This is a genomic window from Verrucomicrobiota bacterium (assembly GCA_019247695.1).
Lineage (GTDB): Bacteria > Verrucomicrobiota > Verrucomicrobiia > Chthoniobacterales > JAFAMB01 > JAFBAP01.
Genome location: JAFBAP010000152.1, coordinates 50,614 through 72,062, shown reverse-complemented (window position 1 = coordinate 72,062; position 21,449 = coordinate 50,614). Strand labels below are relative to the sequence as shown.

Annotated in this window: 20 protein-coding genes and 1 pseudogene; 6 read left to right on the top strand and 15 right to left on the bottom strand. The window is 60.2% G+C overall.

All coding sequences use genetic code 11. The features are described 5' to 3' along the window. Positions 1-645: 645 nt before the first annotated feature. Positions 646-3,171 (bottom strand): 2OG-Fe(II) oxygenase, encoded by a 2,526-nt coding sequence (locus JO015_17670; protein ID MBW0000927.1) that lies wholly within the window; start codon positions 3,169-3,171, stop codon positions 646-648. Positions 3,172-3,613: 442 nt separating this feature from the next. On the opposite strand from JO015_17670, the gene JO015_17665 reads away from it, so the two are divergent. The 5 genes from JO015_17665 (at position 3,614) to JO015_17645 (ending at position 10,088) form a co-directional block, all read left to right on the top strand. Continuing rightward, positions 3,614-6,511, top strand: coding sequence for an IS66 family transposase (locus tag JO015_17665; protein MBW0000926.1), 2,898 nt, complete (start codon positions 3,614-3,616; stop codon positions 6,509-6,511). A gap of 434 nt (positions 6,512-6,945) precedes the next feature. Next, complete coding sequence (locus tag JO015_17660) at positions 6,946-7,182, top strand: type II toxin-antitoxin system HicB family antitoxin (GenBank protein ID MBW0000925.1); 237 nt, start codon at positions 6,946-6,948, stop codon at positions 7,180-7,182. 20 nt (positions 7,183-7,202) lie between these two features. Beyond that, positions 7,203-7,442: a type II toxin-antitoxin system HicA family toxin gene (locus JO015_17655; protein MBW0000924.1), complete on the top strand. Its 240-nt coding sequence runs from the start codon at positions 7,203-7,205 to the stop codon at positions 7,440-7,442. Between the two features lie 143 nt (positions 7,443-7,585). Then, on the top strand, positions 7,586-8,896 hold the full coding sequence (locus JO015_17650; GenBank protein ID MBW0000923.1) for a hypothetical protein: 1,311 nt from the start codon (positions 7,586-7,588) through the stop codon (positions 8,894-8,896). Further along, positions 8,886-10,088: a DEAD/DEAH box helicase family protein gene (locus JO015_17645; GenBank protein ID MBW0000922.1), complete on the top strand. Its 1,203-nt coding sequence runs from the start codon at positions 8,886-8,888 to the stop codon at positions 10,086-10,088. The genes JO015_17650 and JO015_17645 overlap by 11 nt, the downstream gene beginning before the upstream one ends. Positions 10,089-10,452: 364 nt before the next feature. Here JO015_17645 and JO015_17640 read toward each other — a convergent pair whose 3' ends face one another. The 5 genes from JO015_17640 to JO015_17620 form a co-directional block, all read right to left on the bottom strand. After that, positions 10,453-10,803, bottom strand: coding sequence for a DUF5615 family PIN-like protein (locus JO015_17640; protein ID MBW0000921.1), 351 nt, complete (start codon positions 10,801-10,803; stop codon positions 10,453-10,455). Between the two features lie 2 nt (positions 10,804-10,805). Next, positions 10,806-11,045: a DUF433 domain-containing protein gene (locus JO015_17635; protein ID MBW0000920.1), complete on the bottom strand. Its 240-nt coding sequence runs from the start codon at positions 11,043-11,045 to the stop codon at positions 10,806-10,808. Between the two features lie 748 nt (positions 11,046-11,793). Further along, positions 11,794-12,042 carry a hypothetical protein gene (locus JO015_17630; protein MBW0000919.1) on the bottom strand — a complete coding sequence of 83 codons (249 nt, stop codon included), beginning with the start codon at positions 12,040-12,042 and terminating at the stop codon, positions 11,794-11,796. 284 nt (positions 12,043-12,326) lie between these two features. After that, on the bottom strand, positions 12,327-12,827 hold the full coding sequence (locus JO015_17625; protein ID MBW0000918.1) for a GNAT family N-acetyltransferase: 501 nt from the start codon (positions 12,825-12,827) through the stop codon (positions 12,327-12,329). Between the two features lie 9 nt (positions 12,828-12,836). Continuing rightward, the gene (locus JO015_17620; protein MBW0000917.1) at positions 12,837-13,121 is read right to left on the bottom strand and encodes a DUF1778 domain-containing protein; all 285 of its coding nucleotides are present in this window, start codon (positions 13,119-13,121) and stop codon (positions 12,837-12,839) included. Positions 13,122-13,951: 830 nt separating this feature from the next. Between JO015_17620 and JO015_17615 the strand changes: the two genes are divergently transcribed. Continuing rightward, the gene (locus JO015_17615) at positions 13,952-15,013 is read left to right on the top strand and encodes a zinc-dependent alcohol dehydrogenase family protein (protein ID MBW0000916.1); all 1,062 of its coding nucleotides are present in this window, start codon (positions 13,952-13,954) and stop codon (positions 15,011-15,013) included. Positions 15,014-15,873: 860 nt separating this feature from the next. On the opposite strand, the gene JO015_17610 is transcribed toward JO015_17615, so the two are convergent. From JO015_17610 to JO015_17570, 9 genes and pseudogenes are all read right to left on the bottom strand, one after another. Next, positions 15,874-16,110 (bottom strand): hypothetical protein, encoded by a 237-nt coding sequence (locus JO015_17610; protein ID MBW0000915.1) that lies wholly within the window; start codon positions 16,108-16,110, stop codon positions 15,874-15,876. Beyond that, on the bottom strand, positions 16,092-16,580 hold the full coding sequence (locus tag JO015_17605) for a lipocalin-like domain-containing protein (GenBank protein MBW0000914.1): 489 nt from the start codon (positions 16,578-16,580) through the stop codon (positions 16,092-16,094). Before JO015_17605 ends, JO015_17610 begins: the two co-directional genes overlap by 19 nt. After that, positions 16,466-16,795, bottom strand: a complete 330-nt coding sequence (locus JO015_17600; protein MBW0000913.1) for a lipocalin-like domain-containing protein — start codon at positions 16,793-16,795, stop codon at positions 16,466-16,468. Before JO015_17600 ends, JO015_17605 begins: the two co-directional genes overlap by 115 nt. A 41-nt stretch (positions 16,796-16,836) precedes the next feature. After that, positions 16,837-17,374 (bottom strand): annotated as a pseudogene (locus JO015_17595) (carboxymuconolactone decarboxylase family protein). Positions 17,375-17,440: 66 nt separating this feature from the next. Then, positions 17,441-17,824, bottom strand: a complete 384-nt coding sequence (locus JO015_17590) for a DUF2255 family protein (GenBank protein ID MBW0000912.1) — start codon at positions 17,822-17,824, stop codon at positions 17,441-17,443. 21 nt (positions 17,825-17,845) lie between these two features. Further along, positions 17,846-18,193 carry an aldo/keto reductase gene (locus tag JO015_17585; GenBank protein ID MBW0000911.1) on the bottom strand — a complete coding sequence of 116 codons (348 nt, stop codon included), beginning with the start codon at positions 18,191-18,193 and terminating at the stop codon, positions 17,846-17,848. Beyond that, the gene (locus tag JO015_17580) at positions 18,190-19,182 is read right to left on the bottom strand and encodes an aldo/keto reductase (GenBank protein MBW0000910.1); all 993 of its coding nucleotides are present in this window, start codon (positions 19,180-19,182) and stop codon (positions 18,190-18,192) included. Before JO015_17580 ends, JO015_17585 begins: the two co-directional genes overlap by 4 nt. 336 nt (positions 19,183-19,518) lie before the next feature. Then, positions 19,519-20,427, bottom strand: coding sequence for a helix-turn-helix transcriptional regulator (locus JO015_17575; protein MBW0000909.1), 909 nt, complete (start codon positions 20,425-20,427; stop codon positions 19,519-19,521). Positions 20,428-21,174: 747 nt separating this feature from the next. Then, positions 21,175-21,387: a hypothetical protein gene (locus tag JO015_17570; GenBank protein MBW0000908.1), complete on the bottom strand. Its 213-nt coding sequence runs from the start codon at positions 21,385-21,387 to the stop codon at positions 21,175-21,177. Positions 21,388-21,449 lie beyond the last annotated feature (62 nt).

Below are 21,449 nucleotides of genomic sequence, written 5' to 3'. Positions count from 1 at the left end.
AATTTGAGCAAAAATCGTTTTTCCCGAGAACACGCCTCGAGAATAAGGGATCAGGCTCCAAGTCGCTCACATCCTTTTTCAATCGCAAGCTCCTGTCGTTAAGGCGCTAATCGATCATTAAACTCCTCGTAACCGGACAGACGTGGGCCGAATCTATCGTTGTTGTGCTGCAGGATACGCCGGAGAACATCGCCAAAAGACTTACCTTTTACGACATCGACTCTCGCCAAATTCAAAGAAACTTGACGGAACGGGAGAGACGCCTCTATCTGAGGCAAATAAAGCGCGACATCACCTACTTCCGACCTACCTACCAAAGGGCGCACATAACGATGGACATAGCAGGTTGGAGCCCCGACGAAGCCTCCCTCAGGATTAAAGACATGCTAATGCAAGCTCGCTAAGTGGTGCAGCCGGCGGTTCCGGGGGTGGGCGTCGCCGACGAGAGCATGGCGCCTGACCACTGCGCAAGGCCGAACGTGAGGTAGCTCGGGCCCAGCCCGGGGTGCCGGCCTTTTACGGCGCATTTTGGCGTTGCTGGAAGTCGATAAAGGACGCCTCGCCGACGAAGTCGCCAGGCAATCGCACGTCGAACGTCGCAGCGTGCGTGGCGTTGACGGTTTCTTCCTTCCCGACCATCTGAGCTCAGCGGCCCGCCCGGCCGATGGCTTGACGCATTCGATCCAGCAGACGTTGGTGTTTCTTCGGGAACTTTTCCGCTATCGCCGCAAGCGTTTTGAAATGCCGGATGTCCTGCGCATACTGTTGGCGACGTTTTTCGTAGGTCCACCTCGTCTTGGTGCACACCAGGGTCTGGGGCGATCCAACGCGCTCGGTCTGGTGCGTCATGTCCAATTTGTAATGGTCAATGACCCGATGCAGGTGCCGGCGGCGATCTTTGCGGACGCGAAGTCGGTGAACCTGGCGTACGGGATCTTCTGCGAAGGCTTGCAATTCGCGGCAGTCGGCACAGCGGCAAGCCAGGTTAACCGGCTGAGCCCAATCGGTGGGCTCCCGGGGTGGAAACTCACTGCGCGCCAGGAGAAATTCCGCCGCATGCTTCCATAAGCGCCAGAAAGCCGCATCGGCGGCTTTGGCGCCGTGCTGCTGGTGTAGACGGGAAAGCGCCGGCACCAGCACCGTGTCCGGCGCATAGGTCTCCGGATCGGCCATCAGGCTCGCGGCGGCGGCGTCACCGAGCTTCGGCGCTTCCAGTTGCCGGAGCGCGTCAAAAAGGGTGGCGACTGAATTTGCCTCAACGGGTTTGAGCTCTTCCTGCCCCTCCACTTCCTCGTCCCCCCATTCATCATCATCCTCCCAGTCCTCGTCCTCCTCCCGTTCCGCGTGTGGGGATGCCTCCTTACGAAGGTTAATCTTCGAGAGCGCCTTCACCGTCGAGCCCGCGATCTTCCGGTTTGCCGCGAGCAGGCCCGGCGCAGGCTTGCGGCCCTGGTTGCTCACCAACCGGCTCAGCAGGTCCACGCAGGCGCCGTGCAATCGAGGCATGTGTGTCTGCACGAGCGCGGAGAAGAGCTCAGCTGCCTTTGGCGGTTCCAACAACCGGCTGCAGGCCACCAACTGCGCGTTTTCGCCCCCGTCGTATTGAGGCACCACCACCTTCTCGATGAAACGCCCGATCAGGTCGGCATCTCGTGTGCCGTCCAGAAGCTCGAGCATTTCGACGCGTTTGCCCGCCTGCTTTTTATCGCGCAGATAGCTTCGATAAGAATGCGGGCCGGCGGCCCACGCATCGATGATGCGTCGTGCCAGGGACGCCACCTGTGACCACGATCGGGAGCGCTCCGAAGAGCTTTCGGGTCGGCTAGACCATTCCTGGATGCGTTGCCTCAGGTAGGGGAGGGCCGCGCTCGCTCCCGCCTGCAGCAAAACTTGGGCGTATCGCTTCTTGTCCCAGAGGACGAGGGCTGCCCGACGATAGGCCCGCTCGAAGCTCGCCCCCTCATTGCCGGTGGCCTCCATGACGCGTTGTTCGTCGGGCTTTTCGTCGTCTAGCGCCCCTTCAGGAAACAGTTCACCCGCCCCGAGCGGAATTTTTCCAAAATCCACCGCCCGATCCTGCAAGTCCACCCAGTTGCTGAGGTATTGCCGGGAGTCACTGATCTCGACCACCTCGAAGTCGTCTTCGGCTGCCTCGTCTTCTTCCCCTTCGTCCTCGTCGTAGCCCCGGCCCCACCCGGACCGGTCATAGTAGGGGTCGTAGCCAGTCAGCTCGGCGGGCCCCGTTTCTTCGATATGGACAATGCCCAGATGAACCGCCCAGCCGGCGCGTTGAGCCGCCTGAACCAGGACCCTGCCCCGGGCCGCGTCGGCGTTCTTCAAACCCGAAAACGACAACCCGGCCGGGCTGTATTGGTGCTCCAGCAAGTAAACGAGTTTCGGCGCCGTCTCGGGGCCCTTTGTCCAGTCCGCAAGCAGTTTGGCCGCGGCGGCAATCTCGGCGTCATAGTCCGGCGCAGCCAAGGCTTTGGATCGCCTGCTACCCCCGCGCCGCTGGATGAGGTTGTAGATCAGGCACAACCGGTTACCCCCCGTGACAGGACGAACCTCGTGCTCGCAATCGGCATAGAAGGCCGCGTAGTTCAGTTGCGAAACATCTTGAGTCGCCAACTCCAGCGAGACCTCTCGTCCGGCATGGCGCACCACCAGTTCGCCGCCGCGGTGCAGCGACGGCAAAACGACCACCAGCGTGCCAAACATGCCCTGGGTCTTTTCGGTATCCCGGTGCGAAACGAAGAAGCCGCCCGTATCGTATAACAGCAGCTTATAGAGTTCGGCAGTGACGGGCGCTTGCTGGCAGCCCAGGCCTTGGGTGACTCGCGCCAGGATGGTTTCAAAGGTTGCCGGCCACGCCGTTCCGCTGAGCCGAATTTTGCTTGGCGCCACCTGCCAGACCTTTCGAACCGCAGGATCGACCAAGGTCTGCTCGCCTTTGCCGTAGGGCGCCCGCTCGGCCTGCCCAATGACTTCTCGTGCCTGTGCTTCGGGCAGCGGAAACGAAATGGTACCGACGCCCTTTATGTCCAGCCGCGGCAGGGGTGCCACCAGGGAACCGCTGACGTAAAAATCCCCGGGTCGTTTTACTCCCGCCAGAAGCTCCGCCAGCGGCTGCAGTTCGCCATTGTAGGCGATTTGGGGTGATGAATCGGCCACCTGCATGCAATATCCAACCGGCGGTGTCCCGAGGCAAGTTCATCCAATCGGCGCGCATTCCTTCTGTGGCGACCCCTTGCTTCTGAACCCCAATATTTGGGGCAACGGGCCATTCCCTCCTGCGATGACGCAAGATGGCGGAGGTGTCCCGGCACCAATCCAAAAAGCGATCACCTGGTCCGGACGGATTGCGTCAGCGGGCTCGGAGACCAAGGCTGACTTACGAACATCACACTTCGACAGGACTCGGGTAGCCGCTCGGAAAGGAGTCGCTACACCCAAATTGCCGGGACTGGTACGGATTGCTCGAAGTTAGCCCAAACGGGTCAAGCGATTAAAGGTGGAACCCTGGCTCAAGGGTCATCAGGAAGCACGCGATTGACCCGAAGGTATCCGGAAGCCTTCTACACTCGCGGTTTACCCGCTCTCTCTACCCCGCGTGTTGATGCTGGAAGAACGAGGTTATAAAGGTAACCAGTCTCGAAAACCTTCAGGGCCAGAGCCAAGAACCCCTCGATCGCACTCCAGCGCGATGACAGATTGCGCCCGCTCGCCGCGTCGCTTTTGTGACCTCATGATAATCACTGCCGAACTCTTCGAAGCCTTTTTCCATTGCCGTACCAAATGCTATTTGCGATCCCTCGGCGAAGTCGGGTCCGGAAATGCTTACGCCGACTGGATCCAGACTCAGAACGAATCCTGCCAACGCGAGGGTCGCAACCGCCTCATGGCAGCAACTGCGACAGGGGAATGCATCGTTGGATGGCCCATCACGACTGACCTTAAGACGGCCAAATGGCGAATTGCATTCAGATGCGTTCTTCGCAGCCACGAGGTTGAATCCAGCCTGCACGCGCTCGAGCGTGTCCCGTCAAAAGGTCGTGGCCAGCCCACGCAGTTCGTCCCTGTTCGGTTTGCCCGTACGAGCAAAGTTACTCGCCTTGATAGATTGTTGGTGGCGTTCGATGGATTTGTACTCTCGAAGCTCATCGGCCGTGAGATCTGCTTCGGCAAGCTCATGTATAATGACAGCCGATCCTCGCTGACAGTTAAAACCTCCGCATTGGCGAACGAGGTAAAAATGCTTTCCGAGGAGATTTCCGCCACGCTTTCCCGTCATTCGCCACCGGAGCTGATTCTCAATCATCATTGTATCGAGTGCGAGTATCGAACCAGGTGTCGGCAGGCGGCCACTGAGAAAGAGGAGCTCAGTTTGCTGCCCAGCATGACAGAGAAAGAACGGGCAAAATTGCACAGAAAAGGTATCTTTAGCATAACCCAACTCTCTTACACGTTCCGGCCACGGCGAAGATCGAAACGGCTGTTTGACAAGCGTCCGAAGTACAGTCATGCCCTTAAGGCCCTCGCGATTCGGGAGGGCAAAATTTACATTGTCGAAACTCCCGAGCTGAGCATTCAAAACACACCGGTTTATCTGGATGTCGAGGGGCTACCGGACCGCGATTTCTATTACCTGATCGGCGTTCGTTTCAAAACGGCTCAAGGGTTCGTCCAGCATAGCCTCTGGGCTGACGATGCGGATGCAGAAAAGAAAATCTGGACCGATTTTCTGCAGATTCTGTCAGGAATTCCAGACCCGGTCCTGATACATTACGGCCACTACGAATCTACGTTTCTATCCCGGATGCGTGAACGATACGGTGGACCGCCCAAAAGCTCGGCGTCGGCCAAAGCCATCAACGCAGCCGTCAATCTGGTGTCCATTATCTTTGCCCGCGTTTACTTTCCTACCTACTCCAATGGGCTCAAGGACATCGCTTCTACCCTTGGGGCTCGGTGGCGAGTTCCCGATGCTTCTGGCCTTCAGGCCATCGTCCAGCGATACCGCTGGGAGCACGAGCACCTGCCGGCCCTGAAAGATCAATTAATCGCCTACAACGAAGATGACTGCACTGCCTTGAGCGTGCTGGCGGACCACCTTACAACGCTCGTGCATGAATCGAAAACTCGCACCGATGTGGATTTTGCTGATGCGCCAAAACAGACTGCTACCGAGTGCGGAGCCGAATTGCATCGGGCTTTCGAAGGATTGTTAAGATCCGCTCACTGGAACTACTCACAGAAAAAACTGCGGTTCCGTGATGCACAAACCGGCACGCGCGTCCGTTCAAGGCAAATCGGACGGCGCATATCCAGAAAAGGCAAGCTATCCAAAGCCAAAGGGCGTTTGGTTTCGGTTCCACGCAAGCGAAAATGCCCCGAGCATCCCGCGCAGGCTTTGAGGCCATCAAAACGGGTCGCCACGCGATCCCTGCTCGATCTCGTACTGACCAAAAGCGGGTTCAGAAAAGTTGTCATGCGGTACGTCGGAAGAAGAGCCTATTGCCCCCTGTGTCACAAAGCGTATTTGCCACCCGCCCTCGAGCGCTCACGCAATCAGATCTATGGTCGCGGGTTGCAGGCCTGGGCGGCGTATCAGCGGGTAGCCCTCCGCTTGTCCTACCGACTCATCGCAAAGGCGACCCAAGATTTTTTTCACGAACGCATCGAGCCAGGGGTCATCGAAACCCTGGTGAATCAGTGTTCAGATCGATACGCGCCGGCAGAGGCGTTGTTGCTTCGTCAACTCCTTCAGAGCCCAGTGATCCACGTGGACGAAACCAAAATGAGCATCCTTGGCGTTCATCAGTTTGTGTGGGTCATAACGGATGGAAGCCGCGTGATTTTCCGTCTTACGGAAACTCGAGAAACCGACTTCCTGAAACAACTGCTCGCAGGGTTTAGCGGCACCCTGGTTTCCGACTTTTACTGCGGGTACGACAGTTTACCCTGGCGGCAACAAAAATGCCTCGTCCATCTTATAAGGGATCTGAACGATGACCTATGGAAGAACCCGTTTGACGTCGAGTATGAGCAGTTCGTGTCTGCCGTGCGTGACCTGCTTGGCCCAATGCTTGAAGACGTCCAGCGCTTCGGCTTGAAGGCGATCCATTTGCGAAAGCACCAGAAGCAGGTGGAGCGTTTTTATAAGCAGCGGATTGGCGAGGGTTCTGGGTATCACGAACTCACCGCCAAATACCAGAAACGATTCGAGCGGTACCGAAACTCGCTTTTCTGTTTTTTGGACGATGATGGGATTCCCTGGAACAACAACGCCGCGGAGCGGGCGCTACGTCACTTGGCGGTACAACGCAAGATTTCCGGTGCCTTTTCGGAGCAGGGGGCCCGCCGTTACCTTCGCATGCTTGCCATCGCGCAGACGTGCCGGTTTCAGAATAAGTCGTTTTTGAATTTCCTATGGTCGGGCCGTGCTGATGTGGACAAATATGAGGATGGGCCAATGGAAGGGAGGGGTCCTCAGTGGCCCCGGTCCGTGTGACTGCGGCGCGTCGGGTCGGTTTGTCTCCGGCTAATTTTCAAGGGATAACTACCGGGGGATCTACAAGCGCTATTCGACGGCTCAGTGCCAGCTTATGCTCCCAGTGCCAGCTTATGCTCCTTAAGCTTGAAGTCCTTTGATACGCTTGTTTCCCTGAGAAAATCGGCCTTCCCGCGGTCTGACAAGGACACCCCACGTATTGGTCCAGCCTTGGCAACGCGGTTGTACCGGGGCCGGTGAACGCCACGTCGACTTTGGTGAAAAACGTCGATAAACAAAGGAATTCGGTAACCCTCTTCCCTTCACGGATCCCGCGATTTTTTGCCGTAAGCTTGCTCGGGCAGGGCTGGCCGGCCCTTCTCTTGCGCAAGCGCCCGCAAGGCAAACCCACCGGCGGCTTGCTTCTAAACCCCGATTCCTCGAAAATCGGCTGTATGCCGTCACACCTGAAGCTGGTGATCGAGAAACACCCCGATGGCTTTGTGGCCTACCCTTTAGGGCTCGGGCGCGGGGCGATCCTCGGCCAAGGCGATACTTACGAAGCGGCGCTGGCAGACGTGCGCTCCGCCATCGCGTTTCATGTCGAGACGTTCGGGCCAGAATCGCTTGCCCCGGCTGAGGATGGCCCAATCCTCGAAGCGTTCGTCACCGAAGTGGCCGTCCCTGGTTGATTGCGGCCCTCTGCGAGGGTATGGCCAAGTTCCCAGTAGACGCTCCTCTTGAGCGGGTGTTGCGCACGCTGGCCGCGCTCGGTTTCGAAGTCGTACGTCGTGGCAATCACGTCGCGCTTAGTCGGCTCGAAGCCGATGGGAGCCGCACACCGCTCACCCTTCCCCATCACCGTACCATCAAGGGCTCGACGTTACGAACCGCCCTGACCCAGACCGGTATCTCGCGAGAAGAATTCCTGAGGGCTTGGGAGCGCTCATAGCGAGAAGGCTATTGACATTCACGCCATCGTCTTGTTGAAGTCCGGTCAACCGCTGCTTCGGTTGCGGCCCGACCGCACGAAACCGCCTTTGTTCTTCCTTCGCAGCCGCTTGGCTTCTGAGGGCTGTGCATCGTTGAACGCGCGTGCTAATTGATAAGGTCCCACTGGGATCGCTGAACATGGCGTTAGCCGGGCAGAGCCACCTGAATCCGCCGCCATTGGCGCGTCACATCCAGGCGATCGAGGAGGAGCTTCGGGACCTGGACACGCGAAAACGGTTGCTCCTTGAGCAGCTCGCCGCATTGCGCAACCAGTCGCACGTTACCCCTCCTCCATCCGTTCCCGCAGCTGCGCCATCGACGCCCCATGAGAAAGCAGCGCTTTTCCTCGCGCTGTTTCGAGCCCGTGAGTCGGTGTATCCACGGCTTTGGGAAAATCCGGCTTCTGGCAAGAAAGGTTACGCCCCGGTGTGCCGCAATGAATGGGTGCGCGGGGTTTGTGAAAAACCCCGCATCAAATGTTCCGAGTGTCCTCATCAGAATTTCCCTGCGCTCGATGAAGCGGCCGTTATCGCCCACCTTACCGGCCGTCATACCATTGGGACCTACGCGATCCGGGAAGATAACACCTGCACGTTCCTGGCAGCGGATTTCGACGGGGAGGGTTGGGAGGCTGACGTGGCCGCTTACCGAGATGCTGCCGCGGCGCTCGGCGTCGAAGCCAGTATCGAGCGTTCACGGTCCGGCCAAGGCGCCCATGCCTGGATTTTCTTCACATCGCCTGTGGCTGCGTCGCTGGCTAGCCGGCTAGCCACCCTCATCACGGCCAAGGCTTCCTGCTCCCATCCCGGCATCAAGCTGAGCACCTATGATCGATTTTTCCCCAACCAAGATACGCTGCCCGAAGGCGGGTTTGGAAACCTGATTGCGTTACCCTTGCAGAAACTGCCCCGAGAACACGGCAACACGGTGTTTCTCGACGAGAGGCTTTCACCGATCCCGGACCAGTGGCGTTACCTCAGCCAAGTCCGCAAGGTTTCTCCGGACGAACTGCGCAGCGTGCTCGATTGCATCGGCCCGCTAAGTGACGATGCCAGCTTCGATCACCCACCGGACAGCTTCTCGCTGCGGTACGACGAGAAGGCCCTGGACGTCATTCCCGCTTCTGTCCCGGATGGCATCTTCAACGGCGTCGTTACCGCACGACGCACGGCGAACATCGAAGTCAAAACCGAAAGTCTGCCGGCTTGTCTCATCGCCTCGCTGCGACGGTTAGCCACCTTCGCCAATCCCATTTTTTATGAGAAGCAACGGCTGCGGTTCCCGACCTACAACACGCCGCGCTTTATCTTCTGCGGAGCCACCCGGCCGGGTCACCTCATCCTGCCACGTGGCACGCTCGCTCAAATCCGATCACTCCTTCAAGGCCGGCGGCACCCTCGCCATGTCCGATGAGCGTCCGCCGGCAAACGCCGTCCCATTTTCGTTCACCGGCAAGCTGACCGAAGCTCAACGCGTCGCGCTTAACGCCTTGCTTGAGCACGAGGACGGCGTGCTGGTGGCACCCCCCGGGTCCGGAAAAACCGTCATTGCATGCGCCGCCATCGCGGCCCGAGCGGTATCGACTTTGATTCTGGTGCACCGAAGGCCGCTGCTGGAGCAATGGCGAGCCCAGCTTCAAGCATTCCTGGGCCTTGAGAAATCCGCCATTCACATTCTTCAATCATCCCGCCACACCGGCGCGCCGCTCGCTCTCGGGATGCTGCAGGCGGTGGCCAGAGCCGACTCCGCTGCAGCACTGTTTGCTGATTACAGCCACCTCATCATCGACGAATGCCACCATGTGCCCGCCGCCTCTTTTGAAGCCACTCTCAAGGAGTGCCCTGCCCGGTTTACCCTCGGGTTGACGGCCACGCCCGTTCGCAAGGACGGGCTCCAAAAGATTCTCTATCTTCAGTGCGGACCGATCCGTCACCGGATCGAAATGGACCATGACGATGCGGTGGCGCGCACCCTGATTGTCCGCCAGCTTGTGCTGGGGTTGCCGGAGCAGCGAGCGCCGATTCATCTGGTCTGGCAGGGGCTTGTCAATTCGCCGGAACGCAACCGAAGCATCGTGGCGGACGTGGCCAGTGCGATTGGCGAGAAGCGGTTCTGCGCGGTGTTAAGCGACCGAAAGGACCATCTCCAATGCCTGCAGAGCCTCACCCGCGAACGTCTCGGCGACGTTGGCGACGCGCTTTTTCGGATCGATGGGTCCGTGGGGAAAAAGCAACGCCGGGCGCTGTTCCAAGAACTTCACCGATTGGCCGGCGAGGGTAAACCGTTCGTCCTCTTTGCCACCTCCTCCTTCCTCGGAGGGGGGTTTGACCTCCCGGAGTTAAACACCCTTGTGCTTGCCATGCCGATCTCCTTTACCGGACGGCTCATCCAATACGCAGGACGATTGCATAGGCGCTCTTCCGGCAAGACGGATGTCCGCATCTACGATTATGTCGAGACCGACAATCCCTTAACCGTGTCGATGCATCGCAAACGCTTGGCTACCTATCGCCAACTGGGCTACCAACTGTGTGGACCGCCAGGAAATGACCAGGACCTTTTCTCTGAGGGCGGAACGTCTTCGGATGCCCGCGACAGAACCTGAGAGGGGCCGATTGCGCAGCGGCAAGTCGTTGAGGCTCATGTGGCAATGGATTGCTTTTCTTAATCCGCCGCGTGGCGGGTCCGACAAACCAGCGCGCCTTGCTTGGTCAATTCGGGAAAATCGACAACGATCGCTTCCGTAATCGTCCCTCGGGCCAATTATCCCGGGATGTCTTTGATGATGATGTGCAGATCACGCAAGCACGGTTTTTCACCCCATCGACCCGGCGGTAATGCGGCGAGCCGCGTTACCGGCTGCCTTCCGAGCCCAAAAAATAATCAGGACCCCAAGCGTTTGTCGACCGCCTTAGGATCTTGACGCAGGTCCAGGTCTCGTTGCCTTTGCCGCTGGCCGCCGGGACCCCTCAACTCCGCCGCACCCGAACCTTCGTGTCAGATACGATCACAAAGCAGCCTCTCCAGCCCTCCACGTCATAGGCTCGGAAAACCCAGGATAGGACATTTATCAACCCGCTTCGCCCCGGCTGCTGCAAGCGAACCAGCACGAGCCCGGCGTGGGTCCCGGGCTGGAACCGCCGCGCGTCAGAGAAATCCAAATCCTGCGTGATGAGCAGTCGGCCTTCGGCCTGGCAGCGGCTCCAAATCTCCTGGTCCTTTCGCCCCACCAAGCCTTCCGCGTGGACGGTCTGTACATCGTGCCCGAGCCCCGCGAGAACCCGCACCAGAGAGACGGGGATATTCTCGTCGAGTTTCATCTTCACCCGAGGGCTGGCGTCACTTGGGCCGGCAAGTCTTTTTTGGCGGAGGCCGCCGCAAAAGCCACCGCTGCCCGCAGTTGATCTGGGGTAAGGGAGGGATAGTCCTCCAGGATCTGTTCGAAAGAGCTACCCTCCGCGAGGCTGGCCAAGACGGTCCGTAAGGTGACGCACGTCCCTTTGAGGACCGGTTCTCCGCCGCAGATCGCGGGATCACGCTCAAAATATTCTGCAAAATTCATGGCGGGCGTTCCAAAGATAGCACGGTTCCGAGTTGCCGCCTGATCAGGAATCGTTCAGGACCCTCTGCACTCGCTGGCCGGTTGCGCCAGCGGAGCACACAAGGGCCCGAAACGGAGGCGAAGCGGGCACACGAGTCATGATGATTCGCGAGCGGTCGGCTGCGACGCGAGTCTCCGGAAACGGAATACGCGTGCGGTGAAAACGCCGAATCTTTGGCTGATCATTTCGCTTGTTCGGCGCGAAAGGCCCTCGCGTACCGTTCTATCGTGCTCCGAATTTCACGGACCAATTTTCATGAGTAGAACCTTACTCCCGCGCATGTGCCTCTGGCGAAAATCGCTCACCGCCAATACCGGACGTCAGTTTTGGAAAAGTGTTTTGGGAAAGTGTCCAAGCAAACCCGATGCTTGGACACTTTTTTGGTTCATGTCTGCGGGTTTATGACCGGTTATGACCCGATCGGCGAAACTCTGGACTGGTGGTAACCCATTGTCCATCAGCCACTTTAGTGGTCATATCGGGTCACGTCGCCTCAGGCCGGGTCACCGGCACCTAAAGACTACGGATCAGAAGGTTGCATGTTCGAATCATGCCGGGTGCACGCCTCAGCCTGAGGCACTTATGAAACACCCCCTTACAGCCCTTCAGCCTGCTTGCACATTGCTTGCACGTTTTTTCCCTTTCAGGTCTCGAAACGCGGCTGAGTTTCCCGTGATCGCTTCGCGTGCGTGAGGTTTTTTCGGCCCGTCACAGCAGCCCGGTTTGACGCACCTTCCGGTACCTCCGCAGGGGTCGGCATTTCAGATCGGCAATCAGCGCGCCAGAAACCCGGCATGCCGTGGTGTGCGGGTCGGCCAGCTTCAGGATGCGGGCACGGCGTTTCTCGAGCATGCGTGCCCAGGCTTGCGGGTACTGCGTCACGAGCTCGAGCGCCCGCGGGTACGGGTACGGCATGTCTGGCAGGCCGCCGACAGGGTGGCGAGGTCGATCGGGCATTCCGGGCACCGGTACGCCAGCCACCACAGGAATAGACGGTCCTGACGGGTCAGCCCCGGCAGCCATACCGAAACGCGGGTGCAGGCGGAGTCGCTCATCTTTGGGCACTTTTTTATGAAAGGCATGAAAGAAGTGAAGCAATCCCCGGCCGGATCGGTGCGCAGAGCCGGTTTTGAGGCCGCTTTAAAAGGGCAACAACGCTTCAGCCAGCGCTGGCAAGGGTGGCGAAACGCCCCGGCCGGACCGCGCCGAGCGCCTGGTCGCAGAGTGCGCGCCGACGATCGTCAGGGCGGGAGAATTCCCTTGATCGTTTCCATCGGCAAGAACAGGTGCAGCGGGTCGGTGGGGCTTGCGACAAAACCGTATTTCTTGTACCAAGCCTTGGCCTCTTCGTCTTTGGCATGAACGAGCAAAGCCCGGGCGCCCACGATCTCGCTGACCGCAGCCGCCTTTCGGAACGCGTCCTTTAAGAGTGCGGCGCCCAGCCCTTGCCCCTGAACGTTTCTGTCGATCGCCAAACGGGCCAGGAGGATCATCGGGATGGGGTATTTGGGGAGCCGCTTTTTGAGCTCAAGGGGGGCCTCTTCATGCGCCACCCCCGCCGCAGCTAAGGTGTAGTAGCCCACCACGCGGTTGTCTCGGCCCGCGATCACGAACGTGCGGCTCAAGAAGCGTACCTCGTTTTGGCTCGCGTATTTTTTGAGAAAGACGTCGAGCGGCTCTTTACCGCAGTCGAAAGATTCGACAACGTGAAAATTCCCGATCGGGACCGGCGACCCGTACATAAGGCAGGGTCAGCGTTCCAGGGCGCTCGGCTCCGTCAAAAGCTCTTTCAGGGCGGCGTTCGGCGCGGCGGCCGGGGTATCCAACATCTCCGTAAGCCGGTTCCACTTATCGTCATCGAGGACGAACAGGGACCGGCTGGAGAGGATGATTTCCGCCTCCGTCAGCGAGGCCCGCAAGACGAACTGGCTCAAATCCGCATGCGTTGCATCTGCGGCCTCCTGCAAAATCCGCTTCTGCGCGGCCGTGGCGCGCAGCTCGATGCGGTCTTCTTTTCTCGATTTTGTGGCGTTCATGCTGGCCCTTTTGATCCGAGTCACCGTCGGTTAACAACGGTTAACAACGGTTAATAACGGTTAATAATCACTTGTACGCACATCGTACGGACAAGCTCAAAGTTTTTTTAGGAATCCTTCCTAATCTTTAGGAATCTTTCACAATCGTTAGTAATTCTTCCTGTCCTGCAGTCACAATTCAGGCCCACGCGGAACGCTTAATGCCGCGTATTTTTCCGGGATTTCCCAGGGAACAGAGCGAAAAATTCATGCCCCCCGGTCTCTGCCTCGGGAAACCGCTCCGGGCCTCGAGCGTATGCGTCAGACCAACTCCAGGTTTGTCTCCGATGGCTGCGCCTTACGCCATGGAGAACCGTTGAACGGCGTTCGAGCAGAGATCACGGGGCAAAGAGGTCGGCGCCCTCAAGGCGCCGGCCTCTCGGCCCGGCGCCTTTGACTCTCGCACCCCCGTCAACCGTTCTGCCTGGCGGTAAGGCGCACCCCCCGGAGATCGACCTGGAGTTCGTCTGACGCATACCCCGCACCTTATACCCGTCTTTGCCTGATCAGCCAGCAAAAGGCGAATTGGTGCGCACGGCGCAGAAAAGCAAAAAGCACACCTCGCTATGATGCAGCCTGACGAGGCGTCTTCAGCGCGTGCCGCACTGGTGTAAGGGCTCGTCAAAGGGCCCATCAAGTGAGCAGCAGGCACCGGCGCCAAATGAAACGCCCTGCGCCGTCACGCACGGTAGCGACCCGTCGAGTGCGGGCAGAATAGCCCTTTAGAACTAACAAAAACGACCGGTTCGGCTCATCGCTGCAAGCGTTCGAGCGGGGTAAACTGCCCTCAAGTGCCAACGGCCCAACCCGACACGGGCGAAACCGCCAAAGTGATCCGCTTCTATAAAACGGGCGGCCCGGAGGTACTGAGGATCGAGGACGTTCGCCGGCCCAAGCCGGCCGGAAGCGAGGTGCTCATCCGGGCGCAGGCCCTGGCTTTGAGCCGGATCGATCTGCTCTGGCGCCAGGGCGCTTACTGCGAAGGGCCGGTGTTTCCTGCACAAATCGGCTACGAGGCTGCCGGGGTGGTTGAGGCGGTGGGCCCCGAGGTCAAATACCTTAAGGTGGGCGACCAGGTGTCAACCTTTCCCGCCGTATCGCTCCTGGACTACACGGCGCACGGCGAGGCCATCCTCTACCCGGAGGGCGCACTGCTGGCCTACCCGCAAAACCTCAGCCCGGAACAGGCGGCGGCTGCCAATACCGGGCTGTTCACGGCTTACTTTGCGCTGGTGGAACTCGCCGCCCTCCAAAGGGGCCAACACGTGGTCGTAACCGCGGCCAGCTCTTCGATGGGCGTTGCCGCCCTCCGAACGATCCATGCCATCGGGGCTAAAAGCATCGCCGTGACGCGTTCGGAGGGAAAACGAGAAGGACTGCTCGCCGCTGGAGCAGATGAAGTCCTCATCGCCGGCCGTGAGGATATCCTTGACGCCATTTTCGAACGCACTGAGGGGCTTGGGGCCGAAGTGATTTACGACGCGGTGGGCGGGCCCGGTCTCGAAGAGCTCATCTGGGCAACCAAACGCTTCGGCTGGGTCATCGTCTACGGCCAGCTGGGCGCCATGGACAGCGGAACGCCGTTACCCCTGGGCGCGTGCGCCTTACGGGGGCTCAAAGTGCACCCCAGTTTCCGGGTGTTCGATTTTACGGGCCATCCAAGACTGGGCCTTCCGGCAAGGGCCGAAGCCGTCGAGCGTGCGAAGCACTCTATTTCGAACGCCTTGGCGGCGGGCCGCTTTTCGCCCAAGATCGATCGGGTCTTTGTCGGACTGGAGCAATACGCCGCGGCGCACCGTCACATGGAAAAGGACGCACGGCTCGGCGGGGTTGTGATTTCGTTGCGCCGCTGAAGAAGCGATGCCGGCTCGAGCGGCACGTCGCGTTTCCTTCCGGCGTTCGCGCCTGCCGGTATGGCCCCTGACTGGCCGCCACGGACCTGACGACCGCGGAAGCAACTCCCCTCGCCGTGTGGTACGGCCCCGCAGTAGGTCTACCGAGCCATAAAAATCAGCGCTTCCGGCGCATACAACCGCTCGTCAGCCGGTGATAGGATTTGTCCCGAGTCACTTTGGATGAACGAAGCGCGCTCGCAACCTCCGATCCCGGGCCCGATGCAGCCCACAGAAAGTTATGGACAACTTACGGAATGAGACCTGCCTACCCATTGACCCCCTCACCCTTCCCACCAGGAGGGGTAGGCGACCTGCCACGATTCGTGGCCCCTTCCACATCCAGTCCAGCGACAATGGTGACGAGCGCCTGTTACGTGAGCTCGTTGGCGAGGTGACAACGTGGCCGGGCGTCGAGACAAGCCCCTGGCCGGTTGGCAGCGAGAACCTGGTGTCCCTCCGGGTAAACGAAGACCTGGCCACCGATGATCGATCTATCTTCATCACCGGCAGGGAGTTTGGGCGGGTTCTGTTCGACGCACCGACGATCTATCTTACATTACCGTTGAGTTGCGCCCATTGGGCCATCGTTCGCGGGTGGGCCGAACCCCATTTCTCCTCAAGCTTTGGCGTGGTACCGCCGGAGGTGATGGTCATTTACACGCCACGCGACGAACAAGAAAGGGCAGTGTGCCGGCGGCTGTTTCGGACGTCTTACACTTACTCGCTACACCGGTTTTCACGTCGGTTGAGCTGTCTTTGCCCCGCAGGGGCGATCCCGAAGGGATGATCGAGAGCAGCCAGGGACTTATACCATTTAGCTACGGTCTCTCAAATACGTGTGAAAAAGTATGCTCGGGAAACATCGATTCTCCGGATCCCCCCGGCACAAAAAGCCCGAAGTGGCGCTGGTGACCGCCGGGGTCGATTTGGACGTCCTCGGGATCGGCTACCATGAGGTGCCTGACGCCCAGCGGGAGGCGGTACTCAAGGCCCATCCGCGCGGGGAGGCCTTCAAGGAAAAGCTCATCCAAGCCTTTTACGACGGGTTCGGCCACAAGCCCGAGACCACCTTCGGCACGATGAACGACGACGTGCTCGCGTTGCTGGATCCAACATTCAGACGGGCCAACTTTTGCAGCATCATCCTTAATTCGGCCTGGCGCGAGTAGGCCAAGGGAGGAGGAAAGAACGGGCGGCGATACGTCGCGAGCCGCAGGCAACGCGACCAGGCGGCCCATGTAGCCGTCCGCGCCCGCGTTGCCGGATTCGCACGAAGGATTGTGCTGCGCCGGACGCCTTTGACGCCCCGTCGATCGGACCGGCGAACGCGTCGGTGTTCATTCGGGTTAGACGACTCCACGATCAGCTGGTCGCCTGACAACTCGTACACGCGCGTCAGGTCCTTGCCTATCAGGGTGCGCACCAGTCCGCCGTCCACGTGATACTTGAAGGTGTGAGCGCGTTCGTCGATCTCATAGGTGCCATAGGAAGCTTTGTAGCCGCCTTGCGCATATTGGACTGGCACAACGGAATTTCCTGCCTGCCTTTCGCGGTCATGACCTGCACCGACATATGGCCGTCGCGCGTGTAGACGAGCAGCCCGGTGCAGTCAGCCCGGTGAACGTTCCCGTCCGCGCCTTCCTCTTCAAGCCAGGCCAGCCGCCAAGCCCCGATAAACCGATCCCGAACGCCATCACTGACGCCGCGCTCCTCGCTACCGAACAGCGCGAGTGTGGTCATACCGATTGACAACGACGCTGCGCCAAGTAAAAGCGCGTTTTTCATTTGGAGCGTTTCTCGAAGACTTCCTTCGCGACCGGCACGGCGGACATCACGTTCAGCCAACCCGCGTAGAAGAGCAGGTGCGTAAGCACTTCCGAAGCTTCCGATTGTGTCAGGCCGTTATCCATCGCCCGGTTCAGGTGATACGGGATTTGTGCGACCTGGCCGGAGGCGATGAGCGCGCTGAGGGTCACGAGACTGCGGTCCCGAGGCGCGAGCGCCGGACGCAACCACAGGTCACGAAACAGGGGATCGCTGGTGTATTGCACGATGCCCGGAGCGACCGGCCCGACGTTTTGCTCGACCGAAGCCGCCCGCTGCATTATCGAGCGCCCGGACGAGGTGGAACGACAACTGAGACGCCTGGTTACGCGCGATCAGAACGGCGACCGTAATGAGGCCACGATCTCGCGCCGATAGACCAGGTCGTTTCCATACCTCCTCAAGTGTACCATGCGTGTACGGTCCGAGCGCCGGCGCGACGCCGTGAACAGCATCATCGCCTGCATAACCCGGGGTATTCGGATTTGTAGCCACGTTGTTTTGCTCCTAATGGTTCACTTGCCTTAAGGGATCGCCATTCACCCGCGATCTGGTTAGTGACTAACCGCCTTCCTCGCGCGGCATGACCTTGACGGTGGCGGCGCGGGCGCGGGCGCCGATCATGGGGCTCAAGTAGGAGCTGTCGCCGTACTTCGCCCGGTAGGCCTCGTCGATGCGGTCGTTAATCGGCCCGTCGACCGGCTCGAAGGTTACGTCCCTGGTCAGGCCCGCGGCCCTGATCCGCCCCGCCTTCTGGCGCAAGGCCGCCTGATACCATCGGGAGCCCTTCCCGTGGTACGCGCGCACATAGAGGCTATCAGCAACCGCGACCGACCAAATCCAGGTCAGGGTGCCGTAAGTTTTACCGTCTTCGCGGAAGGGTGCGATGTGCAGGTCATCGGCCTCGGCAATCTTGCGCAGTTCGTCTTTTGACCATTCAGTCATTGGTGGGTCCTTTCGTGCTTACTACTCGTCGATCCGGATGGGCCACGTTCCGGCGTTGACCGTTTCAGGATTGGCACCCGCGCGCACGCCCGTGTCGAGCGCATCAATGGGCGCGAGTTCCTCCTGGCTCAGAACAAAATCGAAGAGGTCGATGTTTTCCGCGATGCGTTCCGGCCGCACCGACTTGGGGATGGCCGAGAGCCCCTGATCGATATGCCAGCGGAGGATGACCTGCGCCGGGGTCTTGCCGTGTTTGGCTGCCACTTGGACAACGGCGGGGTGTTCCAGCGGGTTCTTCGCCGCCTTCGGGTCGACCCCGAAGTACACGTTCACGCCCCCCGATCCAGGTAGTCCAACGCGACCCTTCAGCGGTAGGTCATTCGCTCCAGCTCTTCGGGGTACCGAGCCCCTTGCACGGGGATCTTGGAGGCGGCAGCATCGACCTCGCGCAGGTCGTCCGGTGTAAGCTCGAGGGTGGCCGCGCCGAGGTTCTCCTCGAGGCGATGCGGCTTGGTGGTGCCTGGGATCGGCACGATCCACGGCTTCTGGGCCAGCAACCAGGCGAGTGCAACCTGAGCAGGCGTCGCGTTCTTGCGCTGCGCGATGCGGCCAAGTAAATCCACCAATGCCTGATTGGCTTCCCGAGCCTCCGGCGTAAACCGGGGGATGCGGCTGCGAAGGTCGGCAGGGTCGAACCCGGTGGTTTCGTTGATCTTGCCGGTCAGGAAGCCCCTGCCCAGGGGGCTGTAGGGCACAAAGCCGATCCCGAGTTCTTCGAGCGCCGGCAGCACCTCCTCTTCCGGCTTTCGCCACCACAGCGAGTATTCGCTCTGGATAGCCGTGACCGGATGGACGGCGTGCGCGCGACGGATCGTCTGCGCGCCGGCTTCCGAAAGGCCGAAGTGCTTGACCTTGCCGGCTTGGATCAGGTCCTTGACCGCCCCCGCCACCTCTTCGATGGGCACCTCCGGATCAACCCGGTGCTGGTAAAACAGGTCGATGGCGTCGACCCGGAGCCGCTGGAGCGAGCCCTCGGCGACCTGCTTGATGCGCTCGGGCCGGCTGTCCAGCCCGAACCGTTCGCCGGTAGCCGGATCGATCCTCCAGCCGAACTTGGTGGCGATGACCACTTGGCCACGGAAGGGGGCGACGGCGTCGCCCACCAGTTCTTCATTGGTGAATGGGCCGTAGACTTCCGCGGTATCGAAAAAGGTAACGCCGCGTTCGACGGCCGACCGGATCAAGGCAATGGCCGCCTGTTTCTCGGTGGCCGGCCCATACCCAGAGCTCAAGCCCATGCACCCAAGGCCGAGGGCCGAGACTTCCAGGTTGCGGTTTCCAAGTTTGCGCTTTTGCATCGGTTTCTCCTTACTTGTTTTCTGCTTCGAAGGCCTTCTTGGAGGCTCACCTCATCCGCCAGGCGGATAGCCCCCCCCACGAAGCCGGGGAGGAGTTGTGTGGGCGCAGAGCCCCCAGCCCTCCGGCGACCGCGGCGACCAGTAGGCCGGTGCCGACCGCGCCCGGCAGCGCCCGTAATGAATCGAGCTTTCGTGGCCATAGGGTAGTGAATGGTTCTGGTGAGGTTGCATACTTAAGGTTCGGCCTGAGCATCGGCCATTGACGCAGCGGCCGCTCGCGGAATCCTGCGGCCCCTGTCGGATTCTTGCGGGAAAAAGCCGTGTGGTGCTCCTGCCCTAGAGGGCGCGGCGGAACTGCGTGGGCGCCACGCCCACCTCCCGCCGAAAGACCTGCGCGAAATGGCTCGGGCTGATGTAGCCGACTTCGAGTCCGATTTCAATGAGGCTGCGGGAGATTTCCCGAATCAATTGTTGCGCCCGCAGCATGCGCTCGCGGGTCACGAATTGGTGCGGCGTCATGCCGGTGGCCTGCTTGAACACGCGCGCGAAATGGAACGGGCTCAGCCCAGCCAACTCCGCCAGCGCCCTGATGCAGATGCTTTCGGCCAGGTGCCCATGCACATAGTCCTCGATCTTATGGAGCCGGGCGATCGGCAAGCCGCCGCGCCGGTCCGGCCGCGGCGCGACGGCGACGTTGGCGTATTGCTCGGCCAGGTAAATCGCCAGCAACCGGGCGAAGGCCGCGACGCGTTTTGCATTCCCCGCCGTTCGGGCCGACAGCATCTCGGCACAGGCAAAACTCAGCTGCGCCAGCGTCTCATCCCGGCCGAAGAACTCGGTCACCTCCACGGCGTCCGCCTTGCCTGGGTGGATCATCTCGAAGGCGGTCAGGCACTGGTCCACGGCCAAGTGGAGGTGGATGAGGTCCAGTCCCGCTCCCACCGGGGAGCGCCAGCGCAACTCGTATGGGGTCTTGGAGCCCGTCACAAAGATATCTTTGCGCCGGACGTGCTGAGGCAGCCAGGCCCCGCCGACGTCCCGTTCCTGAAACTCGGCTGAGCCGTTCAAGGTGCAGACGATCAGGGGTTCGGCCGTGGCCGGCACGAGAAAGCCGTTCACCACGCGAGGGAAATGGTAGCGCCGGGCGAACAGCCCCGGCCATTTCAGGGTGGCGCTGTCGGCGAGCACCTCGCGTCCCGTATAGCGCGGAAAGACCTCGGCGGTGGTACGTTCAGGGGTCGTCATGGCAGGCCGGGGGTGATTGCAGAATCCGCTCCGAAGCGTACGCTAAACGGTCAAGAATCGTAAAAAGATTTAGCTCTCAACAGGCGACGCGGAACATGGGGCTGCCCTCAGGGCGGGAGCGGCGCCGGTCGTAAAGTCGGGTGGTCGACACGTTGTCGGCCTCAGCCACTCCCGGATTTCCCCCAAAGTCAGCGACCCGATCCGGCGCGTTGGCGGCCGCGGTGGCTCAACGCGCGTGCGGCCCGAAGCTTTTTCCATCAGTGGCCAAGAGCTCCTATGCCATAGAGGTAAAATCTTGTCTTCCTTCCCAGGCGCCCTGCCAACGTTACACCTATCAGACCGTATAAACGGTCCCGGCCCAACGGGCCGGCAGAAGGCGTTGCTTGCTGGCGGGTTCTGCCGCCCCTTCAGCAAATCCATTCCGGCGGGGCGGGCGTTTGTTGGGATGGGCGTACAGGCGTGACGCCTTAGGAGGGCTCGATCGTGATTTGACGGTTACCCAGGGGGTAAAGCCCTGGGCTAGGTTCCTTTGGCCCTTCAGGCCATCTAACCGTCTGTCTCCCGGCCCGTTGGGCCTAAAACCGATTCGACCGGCTACGGAGGATCCTCCGGCGCCGACATCCCCTGAGGCGACATTCTACCGAGATAACTGTCTGAATGGTATTAGGCGTTTCCGGCAGCCAGCGTCGTTTTCGCAGCTTGCGATGTAATCAAGGATTTCGACGAGATCCCGATCGGCCCGGCTCGTTATTTTAACTTCATAGCCCATCGTCTGATCGTCCCGCGCGCCTCCTCAATGCTCAGGCGCGGTTCGGTTGCGGCCGAACTCAACCCCTCATCGGCAGCGGCGATCAGCCCGTCAGTCTCGGGAAACGTATCGGCATTCAGCCAGTCGCGAAGTTCCTGACGCTCTTGCGGCGTGAGTTTCGGCAGCTCGTCGAGGATTTCCTTGATGCTCATTGCGTTGTCTCGAAGATATCGATTTGCCTGGCTAATTGTCAGTCCAAAGGAAATCCCGGCAT